Genomic DNA, 24,476 nt, shown 5'->3' on the forward strand with positions numbered 1-24,476 from the left:
TCAGCCGCACTCTACCCGCATCAGCGTGTCGATAAAGAGGCAATTCCCGCCAGACAGGCTTCCAGAGCAAAAGAAGGCGGCCAAGAAAACTCAGCGGGCGTCGCGCTTTGCCTGCGCCACCTTTGCCGCCTGCCGCTGCCGGCCGAGTTCCATCGGCCGGATCAGATTCTCGGGCCGCCGGCTCACGATCGCGCGCATGCCTTTGTGCGCGGTGCGCGTGTTGAACTCGGGACCGTCTGCCGCAGCGCCTTGCTTCATGGACAGCGCCTTGCGTGCATTCTCGACCAGCGAAACACGCGCTGCCAACTGGCGGCGGCGTTCGGCCTCGCCATTGAGCCGCCGCATGGTCATCGCCAGAACCGCCAGCTTCAACTGCGAACCTTCATCGGCCTTCGAGGCGCCGGCGCCCTTTGGCGCACCCTTGCCGCGCATTTCGCGGCGGCGGCGATGCGCCTCGGTCTGGGCCTTGTCGCGCCGTTCCCTTAGGAGCTTGACCAGGCTGGCGAGTTCGGCGTCGGCAAGATGCTGTACCGCTGGATGGTGCGACTTCTCGACGAGAGCGCGTTCGTCGGCGCTCAGCGCCCGAGCCTCTTCCTTGCGTGAAATCGCCATGACACCGTTCCTCCGTCTGTGACGCCTGCTTGCCTCTCAGGTCCTTGGAGTCTTGATCCAAATGGTGGTGCGGTCAAGCCGGGCACCATTTTGGATCTTCCTCCATTATTCGGCCGGCAATATCTTGCCGGGGTTCATTATGTTCAGCGGATCGAGTGCCTGCTTGATCGTGCGCATGATGTCGACGCCATGGCCGAGCTCATGCCGCAGGAAGCCGATCTTGCCTTGCCCTATGCCATGCTCGCCGGTGCAGGTGCCGTCCATGGCGATGGCGCGCATATTGAGCCGCGCCACGAATTTTTCCGCGAGTGCGATCTCCTTCGGATCGTCCACGTCCATCAGCACCAGCACATGGAAATTGCCGTCGCCGGCGTGGCCGACGATCGGCGCGACCAGCCCCATCTCGGCGATATCCACCTCGGTCTCCGTGACACATTCGGCAAAGCGCGAGATCGGCACGCAGACATCGGTCGACAGGCCCTTGGCGCCCGGCCGCAGCGTCAGCGACGACCAGTAGGCATCGTGCCTGGCTTTCCACAATTTCGTCCGCTCTTCGGCGACGCTGGTCCACAGGAACGGGCCGCCGCCATTTTCCTCGGCGATCATGCCGAAAGTCTCGGCCTGTTCGGCAACGCTGGCATCGCTGCCGTGGAACTCGACGAACAGGCACGGGCTCTCCGGATAGTCGAGCTTCGAATAGGTCTTCATCGCCCGCATCTGCAGCGCGTTGACCAATTCGATGCGCGCCACCGGAATGCCCATCTGGATGGTCGCGATCACCGCGTTGCAGGCCGCCTCGACGCTGGGAAACGGGCAGACGCCGCCCGAAATCGCCTGCGGAATGCCCTGCAGCTTCAAGGTCAACTGGGTGATGATGCCAAGTGTGCCTTCCGAGCCGATCAGCAGCCGCGTCAGATCGTAGCCGGCCGAGCTTTTCTTCGCGCGCTTGCCGGTCGTCACTGCTTCGCCGTCGGCCATCACCGCGGTCAGCGACAGGACGTTCTCGCGCATCGTGCCGTAGCGCACGGCGTTGGTGCCCGACGCGCGCGTCGCCGCCATGCCGCCGAGCGAGGCGTTGGCGCCCGGATCGATCGGAAAGAACAGGCCGGTGTCGCGCAGATGCCGGTTGAGGTCCTCGCGCGTCACGCCGGGCTCGACAGTGCAATCGAGGTCCTGCGGATTGACCGCAATGATGCGGTTCATGCGTGACGTATCGAGTGAGATGCCGCCGCCCGGCGCATTGGTGTGGCCTTCCAGCGAAGAGCCGACGCCGAAGGCAATCACCGGCACGCGATGCGCCGCGCATGCGCGCACGATCTCCTGCACCTCCTCCGTCGTCTCGGCAAAGGCGACGCCGTCCGGCGCCTGCGTCGGAATATAGGTCGTGGTGTGCGCGTGCTGGGCGCGGATCGCTTGGCCGGTCTGGAATCGCTCGCCGAGCCGCTGCTTGAGGATGCCGAGTACGGCGGCGATCCCTTCTTCGTTGCGCTCGACCGGATTGAGGTCGCTTAGAGCCATCGATTCCTCCGCGAATGGACCAGCGTCCACCCTTGTTCTGCATCTAGGGATGCGTAGTCTCACCAACCACGCTCTGTCCAGTCCACGCTCACCCCGGCATGACGAGAAGGAAGTTTCCGATGCCCATCCCTGCCCCTTTCGTCTCTCGCGCCATGGACATCGAGGAGGCCTGGATCGACTACAACGGCCATCTCAACATGGCCTATTACAACGTGCTTTTCGATCGTTGCTCCGACGAAGCCTTCGAGATGATGGGGATGGGGCCGGATTATGTGAAAGAACGACGGCTCACCATCTACACCGCGGAAGTCCATGTCTGCTACGTCCAGGAGTTGCATCTCGACCACAAGGTCACGGTCTCGTTCCAGTTGCTGGACCACGACGAGAAGCGGCTGAGGGCCTATCAGGAAATCCGCCATCTCGACGGCTGGCTCGCCGCCACCTCCGAAACGCTGTCGCTGCATGTCGACATGGCTGGCCCAAGGGTAGCGCCCTTCCCCGCCGACGTCCTGGCCAGGGTGGAAGCGATGCGCGCCGCCCATGCCGCCCTGCCGATGCCGGAGCGCGCCGGCCGCTCGACCGGTATTCGTCGTAAGCCGGCTTGAACCACGGTCCAACCGCCGTTAACCTTACCGAGGTTTTAACGTGAACAAGCCGAATTGAGACGTTGAACGACTCAGCGCGGCGTTGGAAAACCGTCCGCATCGAATTGCGATACGGCGGCGGAGCAGCAGCGGTTCGGGGAACGTGCATGAAAACCGACATCAAGGTCGAGGCGGACAGGCTGGCGGCTGATCCACGCATCACCGACTATGATTTCTGGCGCTCGCTGAAGAACCTCAACAACGAGATCTTCCACATTGCCAACAACAACGAGCCGATCCCCTTCGCCATGATCCGCTGGCGCGCCATCCTGAAGCAGGCGCGGATGAAACGCGGCCACGCCTGAACGGTGCGGGAAGAAACAGACCGGCCGTCCGGTTTGCATTTCTGATGATGTGCTGACGAACGACCCTACTTCAAGGCAGCCGCTTTACCGCCCCCAGCGGCGAACGCGGTACCACCGGCGACGACTGGATGATCGCCGTATTGGTCATCGCGAACGGAATGATCCGGTCGATCAACCGCTCGAGCTCGGCCACCGAGCCGACATGCGCCAGCGCGAAGAAACAGTCTTCGCCGGTGACCCGGTCGCATTGGGCGATCTCCGGCAGGTCGCGGATAATTTCGGCCACGACAGCCAGTTGCCCCGGCACCGGCCTGATCCGCAGCCATGCCGACAGCTTCAGGCCGAGCGCGGCCGGATTGATGCGCACCGTATAGGCCTCGATCACGCCGCTTTCCTGCAGCCGCTTGATGCGCTCGGCGACGCTCGGCGCCGACAGGCCGACCGATCGCGCCAGTTCGGCGGTGCTGGTGCGCGCATCCTTTTCCAGCAGGCGCAGGATTTTCAGGTCCGCCGGATCCAGATCGCTATTTTCATTTCGAAGGCGTTTCAGTGGAATACTCCTTGCTTTCGAAAAGGAAATGGCCGCAATGATTGGCCATCATCCGTATCAATGACAAAAATCGCCTGCGATACTGATCCCATGGAAGATCGGACGCAAGCCCCGGCAGCAAGCCCGGCACTCGCCGGCCCCGCCTTTACCTTGGCAAACGCGGTCCCGCCGCATCTCTGGTTCGGCGTCAGCGCCGTGTTCCACTATCTCGGACCGGCCTTCGCGGTGCTGCTGTTCCCGCATGTCGGCGTGCTCGGCATGGCTTGGCTGCGCATCGCCACCGCGGCGCTCGTCTTTGCCCCATTGACCCGTCCATGGGCGGTCTTCGCCCGCGCCGATCGCTCGACGCGGTTGTTGCTTGTGGCTTTCGGCGTCTGCCTTGGGGTGATGAATTGCTCGTTTTATCTGGCGCTTGATCGTCTGCCGATCTCGCTGGTGGCGGCGATCGAATTCGTCGGCACCATCGGCGTCGCGCTTGTCGGCCTCAGAAGCCCGCGCAATCTCGCCGCCCTCGCAATCGCCGTCGCCGGCACCTTGCTGCTGATCGACGTCAAATGGTCGAGCGATCCGGTCGGCCTGTTCTGGGCCTTCCTTAACGGCACGCTGTTCGTTGGCTATATCGTGCTCGGCCACCGCGTCGCGCGCGCCGGCGCCGGCGATGGCATCGCCGGGCTGGGTGCCGCCATGGCGGTCGCCCTTCTCGTTGTACTGCCGATCGGTTTTGCCGATGCGCTGCCGGCTTTCTCGGCGCCGCCGCTGCTGCTTGCGGCGGTCGGCGTCGGCATATGCTCGTCGGTCATTCCCTATATTTGCGACCAGCTTGCCATGTCGCGGCTGCCGCGCTCCAGCTTCGCGCTGATGATGTCCTTGCTGCCGGTCACCGCGACGTTGATCGGCGTCATTGTGCTGCGGCAGATCCCAAGCGCCACGGACTGCCTTGGCATCGCACTGGTGGTGGCCGGCGTGGCGTTCCATAAGCCGGCGCCGGACTGATCAGCCCAGCTTCTCCTTGAGGAAGGCGATGGTTCGACCCCAGGCAAGGTCAGCCGCCTTCTTGTCGTAGCGGGCCGCCGACGTTTCGTTGTTGAAGGCATGGTTGGCGCCTTCATAGACATAGACCGAGTATTCGACATGAGCCGCGTCGAGTGCCTTCTTGAAGGCGTCGATGCCGGCATTGGTGCGGGTGTCGAGGCCTGCATAATGCAGCATAAGCGCGGCCTTGATCTTCGGCACGTCCTCGGCCTTTGGCTGCATGCCGTAATAAGCGACGGCGGCGGCGAGGTCCGGCGCGTTGACGGCCAGCATGTTCACCGTGCCGCCGCCCCAGCAGAAGCCGACGGCGCCGACCTTGCCGTTGCCGTCCTTGTAACCTTTGAGGTAGGCGACCGTTGCGACGGCATTGGTGGCGACCTGTGCTGGATCGAGCTGGGAAAACAGGTCACGTGCCCTGTTTTCATCGGCCGGCGTGCCGCCGAGCGGCGTCATGAAGTCCGGCGCGAGCGCTACGAACCCTTCCAGCGCAACGCGCCGCGCCACATCGCGAATATGCGGGTTGAGACCCCTGTTCTCATGCACCACGATGACGGTGCCAAGCTTGCCGGTCTGGTCCGCCGGCCTGACCAGATAGCCCTTCATCTCGCCGGCGCTGCCGGGATAGCTGATGTCCTCGCCTTTCACACGCGGATCATCTTCCGCCACGATTGCCGCCTGGGCCGAGTTCGCCGCCAGCAGCGGCGCGATCGCGGCCGCTGCCGCACCCGAGCCTGCAAGCCTGGTCAACTGCTCCATGAAGCGGCGCCGGTCGAGCGTCAGATGCGTGTATTCGTCATAGGCATCGATCATCGCCTGGGTAATGACAGGCTCGGCGGCAGTGGGTCCGGCAGGTGTTCTCATGGCGCGCTCCTCGTCGGCCCCCCGCGGCAACATAGAGCCGAAGCTTGCCTGGTCCAGTCACGGCTGGGTGAGGCTGCCATAAGTCCTTGCACGAAGGCCGTGATGCCGCGCGCCGCACTGTCATTAAATTTTGGTCATTTGTGGCAATGCTAAATGCACGCACCACAATGTAAAAAGAAGTTACCGGGCTATGCCTCACTCGGGCCATTTGGCGAACGAGAATGGCCATTTGGCGGGAAAAGAATGCCTGATTGACGACGAAGGAATACGCCCATGACCTTTCCCTCCCCGCTTCTGGCAAGTGGGATCGCCCTCGCCGCTATGGCTTTGCTGGCGCTGCGGTTCACTGCCTTCACCGCCTTCAAACGATCGTTAATCAAGATCCGCGCCAACCGGCACCCGCCCGCAAACACCAAAGCCTGAGGAAAGGTCATGGACGTTCAGGACATCATCAACACCGTCTCCCAGAAATCCGGTCTCAACCAGGCTTTGACGGAAAAGATCGCCGGCACGATTTTCTCCGTGCTTGAACACGAGGCGGAAGGCACGACTCTGTCCAGCTTCTTCGCCAAGATCCCGGGAGCCGACGCCCTGGCCAAGCAGTATGATGTCATGGCTCCCGGCACGGCTTCCGGCGGTGGTCTCCTGTCCTCGCTGGAGGGCGCGCTCGGCGGCGTTCTCGGCGAAAAACCGGCGCGCTGATCAACGGCGTCGCCATACTCAAGGCATCAGGCCTCACGCTGGCACAGATCAGCCAAGCCGGCAGGATGCTGGTCCAGCAGGCCGAGACAGCCGCCGGCCCGCAGCTGACCAGTGAGGTACTTGCATCGGTACCCGACCTGAAAGGGCATCTCGGGCTCTGAAGGAACTTCTCTATTTCGGCAGCGTATAGGCCATCACATAATCGCCCGACTTGGTGCCGACCGAGCCGTGGCCGCCGGCAACGATGACGACGAACTGGCGTCCGTCGGCTACCGTGTAGGTCATCGGTGTCGACTGCCCGCCCGCCGGCAGCCGCGCCTGCCAAAGCTGCTTGCCGGTCGTGAGATCATAGGCGCGCACATAGTCGTCGACCGCCGCACCGAGGAAGGCGACGCCGCCGGCGGTGATCATCGGCCCGCCAATGCCGGGCACGCCGACCTTAAACGGCAGCGGCAGCGGCGTCATGTCGTAAACGGTGCCGTTGCGATGCTTGTAGACGATCTTTCCGGTCCGAAGATCGGCGCCCGCCACATAGCCCCAGGGCGGCGCCTGGCAGGGAATGCCGAGCGGCGACAGGAACGGCTTCAATATGACTGCGTAAGGCGCACCGTCATTGCGGTTCAGGCCCTGTTCGCTGCCCTTGGTGTCACCGGGCGGCGGCACGTCGGCGCGCGGCACCAGTTTAGAGATGAACGCCAGATATGTCGGCATGCCGAACATCACCTGCCGGACCGGATCGACTGCCACGCCGCCCCAGTTGAAGGTGCCGAAATTGCCGGGGTAGATCAGCGAGCCCTGTAGTGACGGGGGCGTATAGCGGCCCTCATATCGCAGCTTCCGAAGCTCGATCCGGCAGGCCAGCTGGTCGAACATGGTGATGCCCCACATATCGGCGCCGGTCAGCGGTTTCGGACTGAAGCTCAGGTCCGAGAGCGGCTGCGTCAGCGAGGTATGGTCGCCTTCGATCGCGCCGCCCGGCGCCGGTAGTTCCTTGACCGGAACGATCGGCTCGCCGCTGCGCCGGTCGAGCACATAGAGGTCGCCCTGCTTGGTCGGCCCGACCAGCGCAGGCACCACGCCGCTTTCCGTGGTGATGTCGACCAGCGTCGGCTGCGCCGGCACGTCCATGTCCCAGAGGTCATGGTGCACGGTCTGCCGCACCCAGCGCAATTGTCCGCTGTTGAGGTCGAGCGCGGTGATCGACGAGGAGAATTTCTCGTCATTGGCGCTGCGCCCGGCGCCGAGCTGGTCCGGCGTCTTGTTGCCGAGCGGCACATAGAGCAGGCCGAGCTTCTCGTCGGCGCTCGCCGTCGACCACATGTTGGGCGAGTTGTTGGTATAGGTCTGGCCCGGCGGCAGCGGCGTCGTCTGGTCAGGATTGCCGGAATCCCAATTCCACAACAGCGCGCCGGTGTCGGCATCGTAGGCACGGATAACCCCGGACGGCTCCTGCGTCGAATAATTGTCGTTGACCGCACCGCCGACGATGATCTTGTTGGCGACGATCAGCGGCGCCGAGGTCGAATAGTAATAGCCCGGCTTCGGGTATGGCATGTTGGCGAGCAGGTTCAGCGTGCCGCCTTCGGCAAATGTGGGGCAGACCTGGCCGTTCGCGGCATCGAGCGCGATCAGCCGGGCGTCGGATGTCGGCAAATAGATGCGTGTGGCGCAGGGCTGGCCGGTGGCGATCTTGGCGTCGGCATAATAGGACACGCCGCGGCAGGTCTGGTGCTGGCGGTCCTTGTCGAGCTTGACCTGCGGATCGAAGCGCCATTTCTCCTTGCCGGTGGCGGCGTCTATGGCGATGGCGAAATTATGCGGCGTGCAGATATAGAGCGTGTCGGCAATCTTCAGCGGCGTCACCTGATAGGTCGTCTCGGCGATGTCGTCGGGCCCTTTCACGTCGCCGGTGCGATAGGTCCAGGCCGGTTGCAGATTGGCGACGTTTTCGGCGGTGATCTGGTCGAGCGGCGAATAGCGCTGGCCATATTGCGTGCGACCGTAATAGTGCCATTCGCCAGCCGGCACGTTGCCGCCGAGATCGGCCGTCGGCGTCACCTTGTCGGTGTTGAGTTGGCCGGCAATATCCTTTGGGTCCGCCGTCATCGAATAACCGGCGACGCCGAGCGATGCCAGCACTGCGAGGATCAGCGGCGCGCGTCCGTCGGGACCGGTAAGCCCACGCCGCGCCCAAGGCGTCAACAGCCACAGCGCGACAAGCACGATGATGCCGCCGCGCGGACCGAGCTCCCACCAGTCGAAGCCGATCTCCCAGACCGCCCAGGCGAGCGTGCCGAGCACGATCGCCGCATAGAGCCACAGCGCCGTGGATCTGCGCCTGTAGAGCAGCCAGGCCGCGACAAGGAAAGCTAGACCAACGATGACGTAATACCAGCTGCCGCCCAGCGTCACGAGCCAGATGCCGCCGCCGCCAAGCGCCAGGCCGATGAGGAAAAGAATCAGGGAGGTGATGACCACAGCCAAGACGGTGCTCCTTCGACTGGTGCGCTCCGCGACGCGTCCATGGGCAACCCCGCATTGCGTTCCTGCCCCCACGCAACTTTCTCCGGCCCGCCTCCCCTGTCAAGCAAGCTCGGCGTTTTACGGCGCCGGCCCATCGCAAGCCCGGCGTTTTGGTTAGCGGACCCATTTCAGATTGTGAGTCCACCGACTGGACAGAGAACAAAACGGAGACACTTCTGGCCTTTCGCTGCCGAATCACTACATTCGGGGGGAGATGTCCGGGTTTTCGGAAGACATGCCCTTTTTTGACGAACCGAACGCGCGGCCCGTGGCCCCGTCGGGCATTGCCGCGCGCGCCATGGCTGCCCGCGGCAACCAGAACAACGCGCCCGATTATCTCAACGGCCTCAACCCCGAGCAGCGGCTGGCAGTAGAAACCACCGAAGGCCCGGTGCTGGTGCTGGCCGGCGCCGGCACCGGCAAGACGCGCGTCCTGACCACCCGCATTGCCCACATCCTTGCCACCGGCAAGGCTTTCCCCTCGCAGATCCTCGCCGTCACCTTCACCAACAAGGCGGCGCGCGAGATGAAGCAGCGCATCGGCCTGTTGATCGGCGACGGCAATGTCGAGGGCATGCCGTGGCTCGGCACCTTCCATTCGATCGGCGTCAAGCTGCTGCGCAGACATGCCGAGCTGGCCGGGCTCAAATCCGACTTCACCATTCTCGACACCGATGATGTCGTACGGCTGATCAAGCAGCTCATCCAGGCCGAAGGTCTGGACGACAAGCGCTGGCCGGCCAAGCAGTTCGCCCAGATGATCGACGGCTGGAAGAACAAGGGCCTCGGTCCCGGCGACATCCCCGAGGGCGATGCCCGTGCCTTCGCCAACGGCAAGGGCCGCGAGCTCTATAAGGCCTATCAGGAGCGGCTGAAAACGCTGAACGCCTGCGACTTCGGCGATCTCCTATGCCACCCGATCCGCATCTTCCGCGCCAATCCGGACGTGCTGAAGGAATACCACAAGCGCTTCCGCTACATCCTCGTTGACGAGTATCAGGACACCAACACCGCCCAGTACATGTGGCTGCGCCTGCTGGCACAGCGGCCTCAATCCTCCCCCCTTGAGGGGGAGGTGTCCGCGAAGCGGGCGGAGGGGGTTGCCGCAGAAGGCACCGCCGATGCGTCGAGCACTGCCGCACGGACCCCACCCGGCCGGGCTTTGCCCGGCCACCCTCCCCTCAAGGGGGAGGGAAATCCGCGCCGCGCCACCGTAAACATCTGTTGCGTCGGCGACGACGACCAGTCGATCTATGGCTGGCGCGGCGCCGAGGTCGACAACATCCTGCGCTTCGACAAGGACTTTCCCGGCGCCACCATCATCCGGCTGGAGCGCAACTACCGCTCCACTGCGCACATTCTCGGCACCGCCTCGCATCTCATCGCCCACAATGAGGGCCGCTTCGGCAAGACGCTGTTTACCGAAAAGATCGCTGAGGACGACGAGAAGGTGCATGTCCATGCCGCCTGGGATTCCGAGGAGGAGGCCCGCGCCGTCGGCGAGACAATCGAGTCCTACCAGCGCCAGAAGCACAATCTCAACGACATGGCGATCCTCGTCCGCGCCTCCTTCCAGATGCGCGAGTTCGAGGACCGCTTCGTCACGCTCGGCCTCAACTATCGCGTCATCGGCGGCCCGCGCTTCTACGAACGCCTCGAAATCCGCGATGCGCTGGCCTTCTTCCGCGTCGTCGCGCAAGGCGCCGACGACCTCGCCTTCGAGCGCATCGTCAACGTGCCGAAGCGCGGCCTTGGCGAGGCAACGATCCGCCAGATCCACGATACCGCCAGGGCGCTGCGCATCCCGATGCTGGAGGCGGCGGCAACGCTCGCCGAGAGCGACGAGCTGAAGCCGAAGCCGCGCGCGGCCCTGCGCGAGGTATCGGCCAATTTCGAGCGCTGGCAGAAGGCGCTGGAAACCACGCCGCACACCGAGCTCGCCGAGACCATTCTGGAGGAGAGCGGCTACACCGACATGTGGAAGAACGACCGCTCGGTTGAAGCGCCCGGCCGGCTCGAGAACCTAAAGGAACTGATCCGCTCCATGGAGGAGTACGAATCGCTGCGCTCCTTCCTCGAACATGTCGCACTGGTCATGGACGCCGAACAGAACGCCGAGCTCGACGCCGTCAACATCATGACGCTGCATTCGGCCAAGGGCCTCGAATTCGAAACCGTGTTCCTGCCCGGCTGGGAGGAAGGCCTGTTCCCGCACCAGCGTTCCCTCGACGAGGGCGGCCGCTCCGGGCTCGAGGAGGAGCGCCGCCTCGCCTATGTCGGCCTGACCCGCGCCAAGAAGAACCTGCACATCTGGTTCGTCTCCAACCGCCGCATCCACGGCCTCTGGCAATCGACCATCCCGTCGCGCTTTCTCGACGAACTGCCCGAAGCCCATGTCGAGGTTGCCGAGAGCGGCAACTCCTATGGCGGCTACGGCAATGCCTATGGTGGCGGCTCGTTCGCCTCCGGTCGTGGCGGCCAAGGTGCAGGCAGGCAGAACCCCTATGGAGCGTCGCGCTTCGACAACATCGGCGGCAACAACGGCGCTGAAAAATCCGGCGCTTTCTCCAGCACCTATGCGACACCGGGCTGGCAACGTGCTCAGGCCAACCGCACCGAGGCGACCGACCGCAATTGGGGCACGCGCTCCGGCCACCAGGTCGAGCGCATCGGCTATGGCGAAACCGACTCCGGCTACGGCGCCGGCCGCACCTCGATCAAGGGCCGCACCATCGACGGCGAGCTGGTCGCCAAATCCGTCGCCGACACGCCGTCCCCCTTCAATGTCGGCGACCGCGTCTTCCACCAGAAATTCGGCAACGGCAACATCTCGGCCATCGAAGGCAACAAGCTAACCATCGACTTCGACAAAGCCGGCCAGAAACGCGTGCTGGACGGATTTGTCACGGGGGTGTGAGGTCGCCGGTCGCTACCGATACCGCGCCTGGTTCCATTTGTGGCCGAGCAGCGACAGGATGATGATCAGCCCGTTGAAGAACTGGACATAGAAGCCGCTCAGTCCCGCCGCGACGACACCGGTCTGGATGAAGGAGACGGTGACCGCGCCGATGGCGCCGCCGACGACGGTGCCGATGCCGCCCCAGGTCGGCGTGCCGCCGACGAACACCGATGCCAGCACCGGCAGCAGATAGCCGTCGCCCGCAGTTGGCCACCAGGTGAAGTTTATCATTACCGAGAAGGTGCCGGCGATTGCCGCACCGATGCCGACGAAGACGAACACCTTCACCCTGACGCGCTTGACGTCGATGCCCATCTGCTGGGCGCTGTCGGGATTGTCGCCGACCACCTTGACCTGCGCGCCGAAGCGATGGCGGTTGTAGAGCAGCGCCGACAGCACGACGAAGCCGATGGCCCAGAAGATCTGCACCGGAATGCCGTAGACCTGGCTGGAGAAGATCTTGTAGGCCCAGCTGTCGGCAAGGCCGGTCAGTGCCGTCGACCTGCCCTCGTTGATGATCTGGATCAGGCCGCGCAGCAGGAAATTCATGCCGAGCGTGGCGATCAGCGACGACAGCCCGCCATAGACGACCAGCGAGCCGACCAGGAAGCCGAGCAGCACGCCGGTGACCATTGCGGCGGCGATGCCGACGAACGGGTCGTAGCCGGCCTGCACGACCAGCGCAAACACCCATGAGGCGAAGCCCATCGTCGCCGGAAACGACAGGTCGATCTCGCCGCAGGTGACGACGAAAACCAGCGGCACTACCACGAACAGCGCCACGGGCAGCGTGGTCAGCACGGAACTGTAGAGATACCAGCTGGTGAAGACCGTCGGATTGGCGATCATGAACACCGCCATCATCACGATGAACACCGCAAGCGTGCCGAGTGCGGCGCGGTTGTCGAGGACAAAGCCGCGCATCCAGTGATCGGACGGGTGCTTCCATGCCTTCCGGGCGGCTTCGCTGCTGCCGAGCGGGGTTTGCAGATCGGGCTCCATTGTCTTGCTCATCGCGTTGCCTGCTCCCCGGCATCGTGCAATCCCGCCAGTCCGCCGGGGTGTGCCACGTCTTCCATGAAATTGATGAGGTCTTCGGCCGACTTGACCTCGCTCCGGTCGGCGCTGAGCGCGACCTTGCCGCGGTCGAGCACGACGAAGCGGTCGGCGATATCGAAGACGTGGTGGATGTTGTGGCCGATGAACAGGATCGACCGGCCGCTCGCCCGCACCTGGCGGACGAAATGAAAAACCTTCGCCGTTTCGGTCAGTGACAGCGCCGTCGTCGGCTCGTCGAGAATGATCAGGTCGGCTTGCTTGTAGATGGCGCGGGCGATCGCCACGCCCTGACGTTCGCCGCCCGACAGCTGGCCGACGATCGACTGCGGCGTGAACACTTTCGAGGTGAAGCCGATCTCGCGCATCAGCCGGCTCGCCTCCGCGATCTCCTTGTTGACCTTCAGCCAGCCAAGCCAACCGGTGAGCTCGCGGCCCATGAAGATGTTGCGCACGATCGTCTGCTGAACGGCGAGCGCCCGGTCCTGGAACACCGTCTCGATGCCGGCGTCGCGCGAGCGCGCGGCGCTCCACCCGGTCACCGGTTTGCCGCGGATGAGGATTTCGCCGCTGGTCGGCTTGACCACGCCGGAAAGAATCTTGATCAGCGTCGATTTGCCGGCGCCGTTGTCGCCGATCAGGCCGACCACCTCGCCGCGGTCGACGCTGAGGTTGACGCCGCCAAGCGCATAGACCTGGCCGTAGGACTTGCTGATGTCACGCAATTCGATGAGGCGTTCGGCCATGGCGGTCCTCGCTTGTTTGTCGGTCGTTGCCGGCCGGGGTTCAACCCGGCCGGCAGATCGGGCGATCAGCGCAGCGCCTGCTTGGCGAGTTCGGCGACGATCTCGTAATTCTGCGGCGTGACGAAGCCGGCACCGGTGTCGACATTCATCGGCGCCAGACCCAGCACCACCTGCTGGCAGAGGCTGAGGATCGGCAGATATCCCTGCAGGAACGGCTGCTGGTCGGCCGTCAGCTGCACCCAGCCGCCCTTGAAGCCCTCGACGATCTGCGGGCTGGTGTCGAAGCCGAAGTTGAAGATGTCGCCCGGCTTCCTGCCCGCCGCCTGCATGTAAGTCGGCACATTGCCCAGCAGCTGCCCGCCGGGATAGCCGACCGCCTTGACGTCGGGATTGTTGAGCAATGCTGCCGTGATCACCGGAATGGCCAGATTGGGGTCGGCGGCCCACTCGGTTTGAGAATTGATTTGAACGACATCGACGCCGGCCTCTTTCAGTGCGGCGACTGTGCCACGCTCGCGTGCGCCGCGGCTCTCGTTCTCGAACGGGCCGATCATGATCGCCTTGTCGCCGGCCTTCAGCCCGGCCAGCTTGAACGCCTCGGCGCCAAGTGCGCGGCCCTGCTGCTCCTGCTGGGCGCCGACATAGCCGCCGCCGAACGCCGCCGTGACCGTCGGCACAGGCACGTTCTGGTACATCATCTTGATGCCGTCCTTGTGCGCCTGTTCGGCCAGCGGCATGATAGCGGCGTCGCCCGGGTGGCCCATCATGGCGATGCCTTGGGGCTTGACTGCGACTGCCTCGCGCAGCTGCTGGACCATCTTTTCGACATCCCAGCCCGAAAAGATATAGTCGACCTTAGGCCCGAGATCGGCGGCCGCCTGCTTGGCGCCATTATAGACGATGGTGCCGAAGGCGTCGCCCTCGGCGCCGCCCGCGAAGAAACGGATATGGACATCCTTGCACCACTGGGCATCGAGCGCCTGCGCCGGCAAGGTCGAGAGTGCGGCGGCGAGCGCCATCGCGGCCGCCGCGACGGTCGAGCGCAGAACTGTCCTTCTCATCATAATGCTCATGCACTTATCCTCCCTTTGTTTCCTCGCTAGCCGAGGGGTTTTGACGATCGCTTCGGCATTGCGCCGCATCTCCCGCTGGCCGGCACCTCCCGCCGGCCGACTTCTCACACCGGGTTCGGCAGATAGCTCGCGCCTCCCCGGCATTGTTTGAGATAATCCAGTGCCCGCGCCTGGCCGGTGATCTCGAGATCGCCGCGATAGACCGGGTCGTGCCAGCCCTCGATGTCGATCGCGCCCTTGTAGCCGGCCAGCCGCAGCTCGCTGATCACCCGTGTCCAGTCGCTGTCGCCGAACCCCGGCGTGCGCATCTGAACGAACGGCAGGCGGCCGAACACGCCATGTTCGCGGATCACGTCCCAGCGCACCGTCGCGTCCTTGCCGTGGACGTGGAAGATGCGCGGCGCCCATTTGCGGATCTGCGGGATCGGGTCGATCAGGTAGACCAGCTGGTGGCAGGGCTCCCACTCCAGGCCGAGATTGTCGTCCGGCACTTCGTTGAACATCAGCTCCCAGGCGTCCGGATTATGGGCGATATTCCAGTCGCCGCTGGCCCAGTTGCCGTCCATCGCGCAGTTCTCGAAGGCGATGCGCACGCCCTTGTCGGCGGCACGTTTTGCCAGCTTCCCCCAGACCTCGCGGAAACGCGGCAGGCTGTCGGGCAGCGGCTTGCCGCGAATGCGGCCGGTAAAGCCGCTGACCATATTGGTGCCGAACAGATGCGCGTTGTCGATGATCGTTTCCCACGCCTGGAGCACGCCGCGATCGACTTCGCCGCTCTCCAGCGGATTGCCGAACACGCCGATCGACGAAATGACGACATCGGCATCGCCGATCGCCTCGCGGAGCTCGCCTGCCAGCCGCGGAATATCCTTGCCGCCCAGCGTCTGCCAGAAAAACGGCTGGATGCTCTCGAAGCCGAGCGGCAGGATCTGCCTGACATAGGCGGCCGGATCGTCGAGATTGGCGCGCACCATGGTGCCGATCCTGATGTCGAGCAGCGGGTTTGGCATCATGATCCTTCCTGTGCAGTGATAGCGACCCGGCGCCCGGTTTCGGCGCTCTCGATCGCAGCGAAAACCATGGCCAGGCTCTTGATGTTGTCGGCGCCGCAAGTCTCCGGCTCGGTGCCGGTTTCGACGGCGCGGACGAAATCCTGGATAATGCCGAGATGGCCGCCGACGCGATCGGCCGGGTCGAGCGGCGGCACGGCTATCGGTTCGGTGCGGTCGAACAGGCCTTCGCGGACCGGCCGAACGACTTCGGCCTTCAGCCCATCCTCGCCGTCCCAGACAATGCTGCCGCGCTCGGCGACGATACGCCATATACTGTCCCAGCTGGTACGGAAGCCGGCCGCGCACCAGCTGCCGGCATAGGTGAACAGCTTGCCGCCGCCGAGGTCGAAGCTTGCGGTAGCCGACGACCCTTGCCGATACCAGGAATTGGCCGGCTCCCACTCCTGGCAATAGACACCGGCCGGCTCGCCGGCCACCATATAGCGGGCGGCATCGAATGTGTGGATCGCCATATCGAGCAGCAGCACATGGCGCATCTCCTCGCGAAAACCGCCGAAATGCGGCGCAATGAAGAAATCGGCGTGGATGCTGGTCGCAGCACCAATGGCGCCGGAATCGAGAAAGCGCCGGATGCGCCTGACATTGGCGATGTAGCGGCGGTTCTGCACGACGGCATGGATGCGCCCGGCGCTGCGGGCCGCCTCGACAATGGCACGCGCATTGTCCGGGCTGTCGGCCAGCGGCTTTTCGGTCAAGAGATGGCAATGATGGGCAAAGGCGGAAAGCGCAACCTCGCGGCGGGCGGCGGGAACCACCACGTCGAATACCGCGTCGGGCCTGGCCTGGTCGAGCACGGCGTCGAGGTCGGTTCCGATGATGGCGCCCGAAAGCTCGTATTCGCGCGCCCTTGCCCCCGCCCTTTCGGCGTCGAGATCAACCAGGCCGACAATGGCGAGCCCATCGATCTGCCTGGCCGCATCGAGCCAGGCCTTGCTCATCGCTCCGCAGCCGACCAGGACGACATTGATCATCCAGCACTCCTCCCTCTCGGCCCCTCCAGACCGATCGTCACGGCATTCACGGCAGGGCCGTAAACCTTTTTCCGTAAACGTTTACGAGAACACACCCGATGGCGTACAATGTCAATTAGCCGGTGCGAAAAATCGTCCTGCCGCCTTGGCCCGAAGAGCCGCCGGTGCTAGCCAAGCAAGGGGGAGAACTGTCCTTTGGCGTCCAGTATTCACGACCTTGCGCGTCACCTGAACATCTCGATCGGCACGGTGTCGCGCGCGCTCAACGGCCGCGCCGATGTCAATGCCGACACACGGCAGCGCGTGCTCGATGCGGCCAAGAAGCTGAATTATTCGCCGAACCAATCCGGCCGCAGTTTGCGGCGCGGCGCCACCCATTCGATCGCCTTCATGCTGCAGCCGCATCCGGGCGACCAGGAATATGGCGAGCCGTTCTTCATTCCGTTCCTGACCGGACTGCAGGCCAAGCTCGCCGAAAGCGGCCTCGACCTGATCGTGGTGATGGGCGCGCCGGGCGACTATCAGCAGGAGCGCCTGCGCCGTGTCGTCGAGACCCGGCGGGCGGATGCGGTGGTGCTGGCCTGGACGCGGCGCGAGGACGAGCGCATCGACTATTTGACCCAGGCCGGCTTCCCGTTCGCTACCCTCGGCCGCAGCCGCTCCGGCGGCGATGCCTACCCCTCGCTCGACCTCGACTTCGAAAAAGCGGGGGCTGACGCGGTCGATCGCCTCGTCGCACGCGGCCACCGCCGCATCGCCGCCATCCGCCCGTCGCTCGACCTCAACTTCGGCTATCTGTTCCTCGCCGGCTACCGCAAGGCGTTGCGGCGGCACGGCATCGAATTCGACCCCGAGTTGGTCGCCGAGGGCTTCATCAACGAGGCCGGCGGCTACGCGGTGACGCCCAAGGTCATGTGCTCCAAGGACCCGCCGACCGCCATCATCTTCAACAATGACGCGATGGCGCTTGGCGGCTGCAAGGCTCTGGCCGAGACGGGCATCAGGCCCGGCCACGACGTTGCGGTGATCGTCATCGTCGACACCCCGCTCTGCCGCTATTTTTCGCCGGCGCTGACCGCCTTCCGCCCTCCCCTGGAACCGATGGGACGCCGGCTGGCCGAAATGCTGCTGGCCTCGATCCCGGCTTACGCCGGCGCCGAAGGCGCCCGCATCACCCGCGAAGTCTGGCCGCTGGAGCTTATCGCGCGCGACAGCGATTGAGCGCGGCGGTCACTGAGCAGACTGAGGCCGATCAAGCCGGCCGCGCTCGCGCTCCGGCGTTGCGACCAGCAAGGCCGCTGCGGCATTGGCGGCGGCAAGCGCTGCCTCGACAGGCTGCCCAAGCGCAAGCGCCGCCGCGAAGGCGCCGACGAATTCATCGCCCGCGCCGTGCGTGCTGACCACCTTCACCGGCATCGCCGGCAAGGCGAACGCCAGGCCGTTGCGATCGCAATAGGCAACGCCCTCGCCGCCGGCGGTGACGATGGCAGCCGGATAGGAGCCGACGAGCATGCCGGCCGCCTTCGCAGCACCCTCGAGTGTGTCGACGACCGAAACGCCGGCCAGGAACTCCGCCTCGACGGCGTTGACGATGACGATGTCGGTCAGCGCGATCAGTTCGGCTGTCAGCTTTCGCGCCGGCGCCGCGTTGAGGACGACGCGGCCGCCATGCGCCTTCACCGTCCGCGCCGCAGCAATGTTGGCGGCTTCCGGTACCTCGTTTTGCAGCAGCAGAACCGCCGTTTGCGCGATCAGCTCGGCCGCCACCGTAATGTCCTTTTCGCCGAGAGTGAGATTGCTGCCCGAGACGATCACCGCGCCATAGTCGCCGCTGTCGTCGAAGATCGCCACGCTCATGCCCGAGCCGGCAGCGGAAGCGACCCGCACGAAGCGCCGGTCAACGTCGTTGCGGTCGAGATTGTCGAGAAGCGCGCGGCCGAAATCGTCGTCGCCGACAGCTCCGATCATTGCCGCACGCACGCCGGCCCGCGCTGCCGACACCGCCTGGTTGCCGCCCTTGCCGCCGCATTTTGGATGCCAGGCATGTCCGGTCACCGTTTCGCCCTTGCGTGGGCGATCGAGGGCTTCGACCATGATGTCGTAATGCAGGCTGCCGAACACGGTCACCAGCGGCGGGGAAGCCGTCATGTGCCCCTGACTTTCACGAGCCGCTTGCCTTTCATGAGTTCTTGTCTTTCCGTTTCGACGTCACCGCAGACATGGTGCGGCCGAGATTGCGCTCCGCCGCCTGGTAGTCGCGTTGCGCGACCGCGACGAACAGCGCGTCGAGAATGTTGAGCTGGGCAATGCGCGCCGCCGCGTTCTCACCCATCAACGGCGAGCCTTGCGCGGTCGAGCAGAGCACGATGTCGGCGACGGCTGCCAATGGCGAGTTGTCGTAGTTGGTGATGGCCAGCGTGCGCGCGCCGCTTTTGCGCGCAAGTTGGATGGCATCGATGACGGCGCTCGTGTTGCCGGAATGCGAGAAGCCGACAGCAATGTCGTCGGCGCCGAGCAGCGAGGCCGACATTAGCATCATGTGCGAATCGTCATAGACAGAAGTGCGGATGCCGATGCGCAGGAATTTGTGCGAAACGTCGCGTGCGATCTGCGCCGAGCCGCCGACGCCGTAGAAATCGCGATTCCTGGCGCGGTAAAGCAGATCGGCGGCACGGTCGAAATCGTCCATGTCGAGAATGGCCAGCGTCTCCTCCAGCGCCTGGATGGACGTGCGGAACACCTTCTGCACGATCTCGGCTGAACTGTCGTCCACCGACAGCTCCTGATGCATCTCGGCAGTTGGCAGGCGGCTGTATTCATAGACCGCCGTGCGAAAGTCGCGATAGCCGGAAAAACCCAGCTTCTTGGCGATCTTGACCACCATCGCCTCCGACACACCGGCCTCCTCGGCGATCTGCTTGAGCGGTATGGTCTCGTCGAAGCCGCGCCGTCCGAAGACGGTTTCAACCACCTTCGCCTCGAGCGGCGTCAGATGCGGCATCATCATGCGGATGCGCGGTCCTACTGCTTTCAGGTCCAGCCCGGTCAAGGTCATCCACGTCCCCTCGTCACGCGATCGATAAGCATCGCGGCGAGGATTATAAGGCCAGTTGCCAAGAGCTGATAGAAGGACTGCACGTTCATCAGCGTCAGGCCGTTGCGCATGCTGCCAAGGATGACGGCACCCAGGATGGTGCCGACGACGCTGCCCTTGCCGCCCATTAGCGAGGCGCCGCCGATTGCCGCCGCTGCTATGGCGTCGAGCTCCCAGAGATTGCCCAGAATGGGTTCGGCCGCACCCAGCCGGCCGATCAGGATCTGCGCTGCAAGCGCTGCCAGCAGGCCCGAGATCATATAGGCGGCGATCTTGGTGCGTGCGATCGGCACGCCGGCTATGTAGGCCGCCTCCTCATTGCCGCCGACGGCGAGCAGATATTCGCCGAAAGGCGTCTTTTTGAGGATGATCCAGGCAATCAGCGCGACCACGGCCACGATGATGACCGCCAACGGCAATCCGAACAGCGAGCCGTTGAAGATGGCGCGAAAGCCGGCGGGCAGGCCGAGCACCGGATTGCCGCCGGTGTAAATCAGCGCCAGCGCCCGGTAGGTGCTCAGCGTGCCGAGCGTGACGATGAAAGGCTGCAGCCCGACATAGGCGACCAGCACACCGTTGAGCAGGCCGCAGGCAAGGCCGATGGCGAAGCCAGCGGCGATGGCCAGCGGAAACGGCACGCCGGCCACCAGCATCGAGGCCGAGATGACGGCGGAAAGAGCTGCCGTCGGCCCGACGGACAGGTCGATGCCGCCCGAAATGATGACCAGCGTCATGCCCAACGCCAGGCAGGCATTGATGCTCGACTGCTGCAGGATGTTGATCAGGTTACGCTCGGCAAAAAAGCCGGGGACCAGCGCCCCGAACACGGCAAGGATCACCACCAGGCCGATCAGCGTGCCGGCGTCGCGCACTGAAAACCGGTGCAGGAAATCTGCCCTCGGGCGCGCTGCTGTGTGTTCGGTTATATCGGTCATCCGCTGGTCCTGTCCGTTATGCACCGGCCCGATGGCCTTGAGCCTTGCCGGCCTCAATCTCCGTTTGGGGTATGGCGTGCGCGGCGATCGCGTGTTCGCTGAGACTTGCGCGGCCCAGTTCGGCGGCGACCGTGCCGTCGCGCATGACCAGCACGCGGTCGGCGAGCCGGATCACCTCGGGGAGTTCGGACGACACGACGATTACCGAATGGCCTTCGGCGGCAAGCTCCTCGATCAGGTGGTAGATCTCCGCCTTGGCCCCGACATCGATGCCGCGCGTCGGCTCGTCGAACAGAAGGATCCGCGTTCCCGCCGCCAGCCAGCGGCTGATGATCGCCTTCTGCTGGTTGCCGCCGCTGAACAGGCGGATCGGCCGGTCGAGCAGGAACGGCCTGAGATTGACGCGTTTCATCTTCTCGGCTGCCACGCGCTTCAGCCGGCGATGGTCGATGAGGACGCGCGGCGCGAACACGCCCATCGAGGCCAGCGCCATGTTGCTGGAGATCGACCGCAACGGCACGATGCCTTCGCGCTTGCGCTCCTCCGGCACCAGGCCGATGCCGGCCGCAATCGCGTCGCGCGGACTGGAAAGCTTTACCGCCTCGCCGTCGATTTCAACCGCGCCTGATGAGGCGCGGTCGGCGCCAGCCAGCAGCCGCAGCAGTTCGGTGCGGCCCGAGCCGACCAGGCCGGCAATGCCCAGCACCTCGCCGCGATGCAGCTCGAACGAGACGTCACGGACCTTGGTCGCCGAGGCGAGGCCGCGAACGCTCAACCTGACATCACTGGACGTATGCGAGCGGTGCTGTTCCTGGGCAAGCTCGCGGCCGACCATCATCGAAACGACGGCCTTTTCCGACACCTGCGCAAGATCGACGGACCCGACCACGAGGCCGTCGCGCGTGATGGTGGCGCGTTGGCAGATACCGAACACCTCGTCCAGCTTGTGCGAGACATAGACGACCGCGACACCGTCGCGGGCCAGGCCGGCAATGACTTCGGCCAGCCGTTCGAACTCGCTCGGCGTCAGGCTCGATGTCGGCTCGTCCATCGCCACGATGCGCGCACGATCGAGCAGCGCCCGGGCGATCTCGACAATCTGCCGCTGCGCGACCTTCAGGCTGCCGAGCGGCGCTGCCGGATCGATGGTCGGGTCGATGGCGGCCAGGGCTTCCGCAGCGCGGCGCTCCTGCTCGCGCCGTGCGACGAAGACGCCGCCCCGCGTCAGCGGATGGCCGAGAAACATGTTCTGGGCGACGCTGAGGCGCGGCACCTGCTGTAATTCCTGATGGATCATCGCGACGCCGGCGGCGCGCGCCGCGACCGGGTTGTTCAACGTCACCGGTTTGCCGTCGATGAAAACGCTTCCCGCTGTCGGCCGGTAGACGCCTGACAGTATGCGCAGCAGCGTCGACTTGCCGGCACCGTTTTCGCCAAGCAGGCCATGGATTTCGCCGGCGCCGACCGAAAAGGACACATCGCTCAGCGCCCGCACGGCCGGAAACACCTTGGAAATGCCCTCGAATTGCAACCGCGCTGACATTGCTTCAGTTCTCCAGGCAAGGGTGCCGACCCAAGGCCGGCACCCGCCGCCCCTGCTCTATTGGCCCGCTGCCGCGTCCTCGAGCAGCGCCTTGCGCACGGAATCGCCACCGCCGGAGTAACGGTCGGCATTGTCCTTGGTGATCAGCGCCTGCGGCGTGGCGACGACGCGCGGCAGTTTCTGCCCGGCCACCAGCCGCAGCGCCGATTCCAGCGCCACCTCGCCGGTCAGCACCGGGAACGAGTCGACGGTACCGGTCAGCTCGCCGGCGCGGATCGAGGCGTAGGCATCGGAAATCCCGTCGGTGCCGAAGACGGCCACCTTGTCTTGCAGACCGGCTGCCTTGACCGCCTCGACGATGCCCAGCGCCATGCCGTCATTGTTGGCATAGAAACCGATCAGGTCGGGATGCTGCTGCAGGATGTTGGTGGCCGCGTCGTAGGAGGTCTGACGATCCCAGTTGCCGGGGACGCTGGCGACGACGTCGAACTTGCCGGCTTCAGTGATGGTGGTCTTGAAGCCGTCGGTGCGCTGGACGGCGGCGTAGACGCCGGCCTGGCCTTCGACGATGGCGACCTTGCCCCCATCCGGCCGGTTCTTGATGAACCATTTGGCGACGCGCACGCCATTGTCGCGCTGGACATTGCCGACATAGTACTCGGCCTGCGGGATGACCGCGTCATTGACGTTGACCACCGGCACGTTGGCGGCCTTGGCCTGTTCCATGATCGGCTGCAGGTTGGAGTCGGTCTGCGGCGAAACGAGCAGCACGTTGTAGCCTTGCGTAACCAGGCCTTCGGCGATGGTGAGCTGGCCGAGCTGGTCGCCCTCGCTCTGCGCCGCCTGATACACGACCGGCACGCCGATGCGGTCGCCGAACGACTTGTAGCCCTCACCCAGAGAGCGCCAGTATTCGTTGGTCAGCGTCTTGGAGACCGCACCCGCCTTGGTGCCCTCGGGCAGCTTGGGGAAGGCCCCGAACTTGGCCTCGAGCTGCGACCAGTCGATGCGATCCTTCTCGGTGTCGGAATTGAGCGGCGCGAGGTCTGCGGAAAACGCCGAGCCTATGGACAGCGCCATCAGGGCAGCGGTGGCGGTGGCAAACAGAAATTTCATGGTCTTCCTCCCTTGTTGAAAACGGTGATGGCCGGCCTCAGCTGTCCGGCCCGAGCATGGCTTCCTGGATGATGGCCTGCGACGCGACCGCGTCCTGACGGTCGACGGCAGTCGACAGGCGATTGTCCCCGTCCAGCCGATCGACGACGCGCAGCATGCGCTTCACAGTCGCGATGTTGACTTCGCATTCGTGGACCGGGTCGAGCCCGGTCATGTCGGGGAACGTGTCGAAGTAGATGGCGCCGGCGTAGCCGTCGCGGCGGATCTGCCTGAGCAACTCAATCGTCTGCAGCGTATGCACGGCCCCGACCATCAAGCCGTCGTCGCGCTTGGCGTAGCCGTCGTTGAGATGCACGCCGAGCAGCTTGCTATGCCGTGCCACGAGGGCGGCGGCGAAAGCCGGCTGCTCGTCGGCGTAGAGCACATGGGCGAAATCGAGCGTCACGCCGAGATTGGGCAGGCCGATCTCGCGGATGGCCAGCAACGTCGTCGCCGCATCGGGCATCAGACTGTAGGAGCGCGGCTCGTTGGGTTTGTATTCAAGGCTGATCTGACAGCCCGGATCATGCGCCGCTACTTCACGAATACCATCGATTTCGTGTTGCCAAAGTGTTGCGTAGTCAGCCTGGAAGGCGTAGTCGAAGCCATCCTGCCCCAACCACAATGTCATCAGGCTGGCGCCGGCCTCGCGCGCGGCGTCGATGCCAGCCTTGGTCAGGTCGATAGCCTCGCGGCGAACGGAAGGATCCGGATTGGTGAAGGCGCCGAGCTTGAAAGCCGGGTTAGAGTAGTAGCGCATGGCGAAGCCATTGATGGAAAGCCCGAAATCGCCGAGTTTGCGCGCCATATCCGCAGGCTTTTCATCGACATGGTCGGGGAAGTTGAGGTCGAGATCGGTCAACTCCGCAACCTTCGCCGCACGTGCCGCCATTTGCAGCATAGACGGTTTGCCGACAAGATCGGGCCACTCGGACTGTGGCCCCGAGGCAAAGGAATTGAGGCGGGTGGCGAAACGATAGGCAGTCATCGGGGACCTTTCATTGTCATGACTTTACATAAGAATGATTATTTGTAAAGTTGTTAATTGCTCGCTCGGCGGCGACGAATTCGCCATACCCAGGCCAGTTGCGACCACGGGGGGACAAGCAAACGCGGCACTGTCA

Annotated in this window: 23 protein-coding genes; 7 read left to right on the plus strand and 16 right to left on the minus strand. The window is 64.5% G+C overall.

The annotated features are described in order from the left end of the window. Positions 1-90 precede the first annotated feature (90 nt). Entirely contained in the window at positions 91-612 is a 522-nt protein-coding gene (locus tag NKI95_RS19950) for a hypothetical protein (protein WP_352718990.1), read from the minus strand. 105 nt (positions 613-717) lie between these two features. Continuing rightward, on the minus strand, positions 718-2,130 hold the full coding sequence (locus NKI95_RS19955; RefSeq protein WP_352718991.1) for an FAD-binding oxidoreductase: 1,413 nt from the start codon (positions 2,128-2,130) through the stop codon (positions 718-720). A 119-nt stretch (positions 2,131-2,249) separates the two neighbouring features. Between NKI95_RS19955 and NKI95_RS19960 the strand changes: the two genes are divergently transcribed. Together NKI95_RS19960 and NKI95_RS19965 are read left to right on the plus strand one after the other, a co-directional pair. Continuing rightward, positions 2,250-2,735, plus strand: coding sequence for a thioesterase family protein (locus tag NKI95_RS19960; protein ID WP_352718993.1), 486 nt, complete (start codon positions 2,250-2,252; stop codon positions 2,733-2,735). A gap of 146 nt (positions 2,736-2,881) precedes the next feature. Beyond that, positions 2,882-3,079: a hypothetical protein gene (locus tag NKI95_RS19965; RefSeq protein WP_023676715.1), complete on the plus strand. Its 198-nt coding sequence runs from the start codon at positions 2,882-2,884 to the stop codon at positions 3,077-3,079. Between the two features lie 70 nt (positions 3,080-3,149). On the opposite strand, the gene NKI95_RS19970 is transcribed toward NKI95_RS19965, so the two are convergent. Further along, the gene (locus tag NKI95_RS19970) at positions 3,150-3,629 is read right to left on the minus strand and encodes an Lrp/AsnC family transcriptional regulator (protein WP_352719025.1); all 480 of its coding nucleotides are present in this window, start codon (positions 3,627-3,629) and stop codon (positions 3,150-3,152) included. A gap of 90 nt (positions 3,630-3,719) precedes the next feature. On the opposite strand from NKI95_RS19970, the gene NKI95_RS19975 reads away from it, so the two are divergent. After that, positions 3,720-4,622, plus strand: coding sequence for an EamA family transporter (locus NKI95_RS19975; protein ID WP_352718994.1), 903 nt, complete (start codon positions 3,720-3,722; stop codon positions 4,620-4,622). Here the strand turns inward: NKI95_RS19975 and NKI95_RS19980 are convergent, their stop codons facing one another. After that, on the minus strand, positions 4,623-5,522 hold the full coding sequence (locus NKI95_RS19980) for a dienelactone hydrolase family protein (RefSeq protein ID WP_352718995.1): 900 nt from the start codon (positions 5,520-5,522) through the stop codon (positions 4,623-4,625). A gap of 273 nt (positions 5,523-5,795) precedes the next feature. Here NKI95_RS19980 and NKI95_RS19985 point away from each other — a divergent pair, with 273 nt between their 5' ends. Further along, on the plus strand, positions 5,796-5,945 hold the full coding sequence (locus tag NKI95_RS19985) for a hypothetical protein (protein WP_352718996.1): 150 nt from the start codon (positions 5,796-5,798) through the stop codon (positions 5,943-5,945). Positions 5,946-5,954: 9 nt separating this feature from the next. Beyond that, a complete protein-coding gene (locus NKI95_RS19990; RefSeq protein WP_352718997.1) occupies positions 5,955-6,224 on the plus strand; it encodes a hypothetical protein in 270 nt (89 codons plus the stop codon). A gap of 171 nt (positions 6,225-6,395) precedes the next feature. On the opposite strand, the gene NKI95_RS19995 is transcribed toward NKI95_RS19990, so the two are convergent. Next, entirely contained in the window at positions 6,396-8,708 is a 2,313-nt protein-coding gene (locus NKI95_RS19995; protein WP_352718998.1) for a glucose/quinate/shikimate family membrane-bound PQQ-dependent dehydrogenase, read from the minus strand. A 253-nt stretch (positions 8,709-8,961) separates the two neighbouring features. Here NKI95_RS19995 and NKI95_RS20000 point away from each other — a divergent pair, with 253 nt between their 5' ends. Next, positions 8,962-11,664, plus strand: coding sequence for an ATP-dependent helicase (locus NKI95_RS20000; protein ID WP_352718999.1), 2,703 nt, complete (start codon positions 8,962-8,964; stop codon positions 11,662-11,664). A 12-nt stretch (positions 11,665-11,676) separates the two neighbouring features. Here NKI95_RS20000 and NKI95_RS20005 read toward each other — a convergent pair whose 3' ends face one another. The 5 genes from NKI95_RS20005 to NKI95_RS20025 form a co-directional block, all read right to left on the minus strand. Continuing rightward, complete coding sequence (locus NKI95_RS20005; protein WP_352719000.1) at positions 11,677-12,720, minus strand: ABC transporter permease; 1,044 nt, start codon at positions 12,718-12,720, stop codon at positions 11,677-11,679. Continuing rightward, entirely contained in the window at positions 12,717-13,508 is a 792-nt protein-coding gene (locus tag NKI95_RS20010; RefSeq protein ID WP_352719001.1) for an ATP-binding cassette domain-containing protein, read from the minus strand. The genes NKI95_RS20005 and NKI95_RS20010 overlap by 4 nt, the downstream gene beginning before the upstream one ends. A 65-nt stretch (positions 13,509-13,573) precedes the next feature. Next, entirely contained in the window at positions 13,574-14,581 is a 1,008-nt protein-coding gene (locus tag NKI95_RS20015) for a substrate-binding domain-containing protein (protein ID WP_352719003.1), read from the minus strand. A 104-nt stretch (positions 14,582-14,685) separates the two neighbouring features. Continuing rightward, positions 14,686-15,591 (minus strand): sugar phosphate isomerase/epimerase family protein, encoded by a 906-nt coding sequence (locus NKI95_RS20020; RefSeq protein WP_352719026.1) that lies wholly within the window; start codon positions 15,589-15,591, stop codon positions 14,686-14,688. Beyond that, positions 15,591-16,625, minus strand: coding sequence for a Gfo/Idh/MocA family protein (locus tag NKI95_RS20025; protein WP_352719004.1), 1,035 nt, complete (start codon positions 16,623-16,625; stop codon positions 15,591-15,593). The genes NKI95_RS20020 and NKI95_RS20025 overlap by 1 nt, the downstream gene beginning before the upstream one ends. Before the next feature lie 195 nt (positions 16,626-16,820). Here NKI95_RS20025 and NKI95_RS20030 point away from each other — a divergent pair, with 195 nt between their 5' ends. Then, positions 16,821-17,846, plus strand: a complete 1,026-nt coding sequence (locus tag NKI95_RS20030; protein WP_352719005.1) for a LacI family DNA-binding transcriptional regulator — start codon at positions 16,821-16,823, stop codon at positions 17,844-17,846. Between the two features lie 9 nt (positions 17,847-17,855). Here the strand turns inward: NKI95_RS20030 and NKI95_RS20035 are convergent, their stop codons facing one another. The 6 genes from NKI95_RS20035 to NKI95_RS20060 are packed head-to-tail and all read right to left on the minus strand — an operon-like array spanning position 17,856 to position 24,340. Beyond that, on the minus strand, positions 17,856-18,773 hold the full coding sequence (locus tag NKI95_RS20035; protein ID WP_352719006.1) for a ribokinase: 918 nt from the start codon (positions 18,771-18,773) through the stop codon (positions 17,856-17,858). A 31-nt stretch (positions 18,774-18,804) separates the two neighbouring features. Beyond that, entirely contained in the window at positions 18,805-19,680 is an 876-nt protein-coding gene (locus tag NKI95_RS20040) for a MurR/RpiR family transcriptional regulator (protein ID WP_023721163.1), read from the minus strand. Further along, positions 19,677-20,654: an ABC transporter permease gene (locus NKI95_RS20045; RefSeq protein WP_352719007.1), complete on the minus strand. Its 978-nt coding sequence runs from the start codon at positions 20,652-20,654 to the stop codon at positions 19,677-19,679. The genes NKI95_RS20040 and NKI95_RS20045 overlap by 4 nt, the downstream gene beginning before the upstream one ends. Positions 20,655-20,670: 16 nt before the next feature. Beyond that, a complete protein-coding gene (locus NKI95_RS20050; protein ID WP_352719008.1) occupies positions 20,671-22,197 on the minus strand; it encodes a sugar ABC transporter ATP-binding protein in 1,527 nt (508 codons plus the stop codon). 57 nt (positions 22,198-22,254) lie between these two features. Beyond that, positions 22,255-23,313 carry a sugar ABC transporter substrate-binding protein gene (locus tag NKI95_RS20055; RefSeq protein WP_352719009.1) on the minus strand — a complete coding sequence of 353 codons (1,059 nt, stop codon included), beginning with the start codon at positions 23,311-23,313 and terminating at the stop codon, positions 22,255-22,257. A gap of 37 nt (positions 23,314-23,350) precedes the next feature. After that, entirely contained in the window at positions 23,351-24,340 is a 990-nt protein-coding gene (locus tag NKI95_RS20060) for a TIM barrel protein (protein WP_352719010.1), read from the minus strand. Positions 24,341-24,476: the final 136 nt, after the last annotated feature.

The organism is Mesorhizobium sp. M0306, assembly GCF_040321655.1.
Taxonomy (GTDB): Bacteria; Pseudomonadota; Alphaproteobacteria; order Rhizobiales; family Rhizobiaceae; genus Mesorhizobium.